This is a genomic window from Streptococcus sp. HMSC078H03, assembly GCF_001808655.1.
GTDB classification, from domain to species: Bacteria; Bacillota; Bacilli; order Lactobacillales; family Streptococcaceae; genus Streptococcus; species Streptococcus salivarius_G.
This window is the reverse complement of the sequence record NZ_KV794105.1, coordinates 491-4,965: the sequence shown is the minus strand read 5'-3', so window position 1 is coordinate 4,965 and position 4,475 is coordinate 491. Positions and strand designations below refer to the sequence as shown.

Genomic DNA, 4,475 nt, shown 5'->3' with positions numbered 1-4,475 from the left:
TAGACACTGATTGTGATTCGCTTACTGATGCACTGACTGATGCTGACTCTGAGTTCGATTCAGATTGTGATTCAGAAACTGACGCACTTTCTGATGCGGATTCTGAGTTTGAAGCAGACTGTGATTCAGAAACTGACGCACTCTCTGACGCTGACTCTGAGTTAGATACTGACTGTGATTCTGATACTGACTCACTTGTTGAGGCTGACTCATAATTTGAGACTGATTGTGAAGCTGAAGTTGACGCACTTTCTGAAGCTGAGACTGAATTTGACTCCAACTGTGATGTTGATGTTGATGCACTTTCAGATGCTGAAATTGAGTTCGACTCAGACTGTGATGTTGACGTTGATGCACTCTCTGAAGCAGAGACTGAATTTGACTCTAACTGTGATGCGCTCACTGATGCACTTGTTGAGGCACTTTCAAAAAGACTTTCTGAAACACTCTCTGAAAGGGATGCTGATGCTTCCTCTGATTGAGAAAGAGAAGATGAGACAACCTCTGACTCAGATGCTGAAACTGATGCAGATTCTACCTTACTTGTTGATACAGATTGAGACTCTACTGTTGAAGTACTTTCTACGATGCTTTGAGATGTACTTAAAGATGCACTCGTTGTATCAGCTTCAGATTCAGACTCGATAACCTGACTACCATTAAAGAAGTTAACGGCAATCGTATCAGTCTTACCTGCATAAGGTGAGAATGTGAAGGATGTATCATCACCAGTGATTTTAGCAGTCCAAGTCGATGTTAAACCATAACTATTCTTGGCCTGAAAACCATTCATTTGGAAACCATTTGACCAAGTGAGACCATTTCCTTGAGTTGTTACTGGTGTTGTATTAGCCTTAGGATTTGCAATTTGGTTACCATTTTTATCTGTAATATAAGACGTTACAGTTGTTGGAGGAGTAAGTCCCTTACCTAAAGTAAACATCGTTTGTGTTGATGTTCCTGTATTATAGATAGAATATCCAGGACTCATCTTCGAAATATTCCCAAGGGTTGATGTTGCAGGATTAACATAGGAAACAGTGTAGACAAAATTCAGATTTGTTCCGTCATTTGTCACTTTCAATGTATAGTAAATTGGAACATTATAGTTTGAGTCTGTTCCAGTTCCTGTATAAACCTTAGTCTCACCAGTCGCAAGGTTAAGGTTTGAAGTGATAGCTGGAGTGCCATTTACTGTAGAGTTGCCATTGAAACCTGCATTTGTAATCTTGGTCATCATGTTATCGACGGCATTACCAAGACGCTCACGCTGTTCTGCGTAAGCTGCGTTTGTTGCTGATGCCGCAATCAATGTCGTTGACTTAGTGACTTCTTCTTGAACGGTTGTAATAGCTGTTTGAATTTCAGCCTTAGCAGCTGTATCTGTTAATTTTGCTTGGTAGTTTTTAGCAATATTAACAAGTAATTCTGCTTCTGAAACATTTTGATCCAAAACAGATTTTTCATCATCTTGGCTTGCAGTTTCTGAAGCAACTGAGCTTGTTGAAGTTGCTGAATCAGAAGCTGATTCCGAGTTTGAACCACTTGTACTTTCAGTTTGTGACTGACTGTCAGAAGTTGAGTACTCCTTGCTGAGTGATACAGATTCAGAGATAGCTTGTGACAATTCAGCAGAAATTGATTGAGACACAGATTGTGATACTGAAACTGATGCTTCTGTGCTTGCTTGAGCATCAACTGAAGAGCTTGTAGACTCTTGGCTTGTTGATGCTACTGCTGAAGTTTCAGAAACTGGTGCTGCACTCAATACCACTGACTCAGAGTTGACCGCCACATCTTGATTAGCAGTTACTTGACTTTCCAAAGCCGGAGTCGTCGTTTCTTCCGCTTGAGCAGTGTAAGTAGCTACTGCTCCTCCAGCCACTGCACCTGCCGCCGCAATCCCTTTAAGTAGAGCTTGCCCTGAGAGAAGCGGTGTTTTCTCTTCAACACTTTGTGCTGAAACTGATGGTGCGTCTGTCCCACCTTTAACGACCTTGAAAAGTCCAAAGTTAGATGTTGCAGCACGAAGCCATTGCTTACCTGATTTAATCAATTTAAAACGAGTCACGCGATCAGTTTCGCGATATTCCCCTTCGTTCCTTCTAAAAAACATATCTACTCCATTCTTGTTTTATGTATTAAAACTCACCGATAAATTTTATCATAAAATTCTTGTAAGTTCTAATATAAACTCTTATTTCCCTCAAAAACGATTGCAAACGCTTTATGCTGTATAAATAATGAAAATACTTGTTTCATAGCATTTTCACCCACCTTACATTTTGCAAAACAAAACTTAAACTTGTCTTAAAATTCAAAGTCTACTTCTTCCACATCTAAGATTTTAGCTTACTAAACTAAGCCTTTACTCTCTAATACTAAGCCTAAATGAGACTTAGACTAACATTTAAGACACCCTCTCTCATTTTCAAACATGACAAAAAGACACATCCCTTATCGGAATGTGTCTTTTTTAGAACGAAGCTAATCGGCTTATTCTTACTTAAGAGTAGTTAGTTTTTATTAGGACTAGTCACTCATAAGTTTTAGGGGTAAGTCGAAGGAATATTATTCCTCAGTTTTTTTGCGTTTTGCCGCAAGAGCCAATCCAGATGCAGTTGCAAGCAATCCAAGAGCTGCTGTAGCTGCTACGTTAGACTCTTCACCAGTGTTTGGCAATTGTGCCATTTCTTGTGCAGGTTTAACTGGAGTAGCTTTAGCTGGAGCTTTAGGAGCTGGATCAACTGGTTTACCTGGAGTTGGTTGTTCAGGTTTACCTGGAGTTGGTGTTACTGGTTTTTCTGGAGTTGTATCGACAAGTTTATAAACGTAAGTTACGTTCTTATCGCCTTCGATGACTTTACCAGTTACTGGGTCAGTTGTTGTCAAGTGACCATCACCATCTACAGAACCTACTGGGTAGTTACCTTGTGGTACCAATTCGTAAACTTTACCATCAGCAGTAACAATTGTCTTAGGACGGTTATCGATTACTGTATCATAATCTTTACCTACTGGTTGACCAAATTCATCTGTTACAGATTGTTTGATAGTGTTACCATTTTCATCTACATAGTGAACGTAAACATTACCCTTAGGTTGTGCTGGTTGTTCTTTGAGTTTGTAGATGTAAGTAACATCTTTACGTCCTTCGATAACTTTACCTGTTGTAGCGTCTGATGACTCAAGGTGACCTTGTCCATCAACTTTACCTACAGTGTAGTTACCTGCTGGTACCAATTCGTAAACTTTACCATCAGTTGTTGTGATAGTCTTAGGACGATTGTCTACTACTGTATCGTAGTCTTTATCGACTGGTTGATCTTTTTCATCAACAACTGAAGTCTTGATTGTCTTACCTTCAGTATCTTTATAGTGAACGTAAACGTCACCTTTCACTTCTTTGTAGACGTAAGTGATGATTGAACGTGGTTTTTCAACTTTACCTTTAGTTGGGTCAGATGATTCAAGGTGTCCATCGCCATCAACTTTACCTACTGGATAGTCACCTTTCGGTACGATCTTGTATGTCTTACCGTCTGGAGTCTTGATTGTCTTAGGTTTTTCACCTTCCTCAGTTGTGTTATATGGAGTATCATATGGTGAGTTTGGTGTGTCTTGACGAGGTTTCTTGATTTCTTTACCTTTTTCGTCTACGTAAGTGATGATTACGTCACCTTCTTTAGGTTTCGTTGGATCTTCTTTAAGTTTGTAGACGTAAGTTACGTTCTTATCACCTTCGATGACTTTACCTGTTGTAGCGTCATCACCTGTCCAGTGACCTTGTTCGTCGACTTGACCTACTGTGTAGTTACCTGCTGGTACCAATTCGTATGTCTTACCTTCGAATTCGATTTCTTTTGGACGGTTGTCTACAACTGTATCGTAGTCTTTATCAACTGGTTGGTCTTTTTCATCTGTTACAGATGCTTTGATTGTCTTACCTTCAGTGTCTACATAGTGAACGTAAACATTACCCTTAGGTTGTGCTGGTTGTTCTTTGAGTTTGTAGATGTAAGTAACATCTTTACGTCCTTCGATAACTTTACCTGTTGTAGCGTCTGATGACTCAAGGTGACCTTGTTCGTCAACTTTACCTACATTGTAGTTACCTGCTGGTACTAATTCGTATGTCTTACCATTGTATTGGATTTCTTTTGGACGGTTGTCAATTACTGTATCGTAATCTTTATCAACTGGTTGATCTTTTTCGTCAGTGACATCATCTTTAATTGTGTTACCGTCAGTGTCTTTATAGTGAACGTAAACGTCACCTTTCACTTCTTTATAAACATAAGTGATTGTTGATTTAGGTTTATCAACTTTTCCTTTAATTGGATCAGATGATTCAAGGTGTCCGTCACCGTCAACTTTACCTACTGGGTAGTCACCTTTTGGTACGATCTTGTATGTCTTACCATCTGGAGTCTTGATTGTGTTAGGTTTTTCACCTTCCTCAGTTGTGTTATATG

2 protein-coding genes are annotated in these 4,475 nt (G+C 39.4%); both read right to left on the bottom strand.

Annotated elements, in window-relative coordinates; translation table 11 throughout:
* Window positions 1–2,116, bottom strand: a 2,116-nt coding sequence (locus tag HMPREF2607_RS05160) for an accessory Sec-dependent serine-rich glycoprotein adhesin (protein ID WP_148130151.1), incomplete at its 3' end; no start/stop codon positions are given.
* 455 nt (window positions 2,117–2,571) lie between these two features.
* Window positions 2,572–4,475: MucBP domain-containing protein (locus HMPREF2607_RS05155; protein WP_261674280.1), on the bottom strand; the 1,904-nt coding region annotated here is incomplete at its 5' end.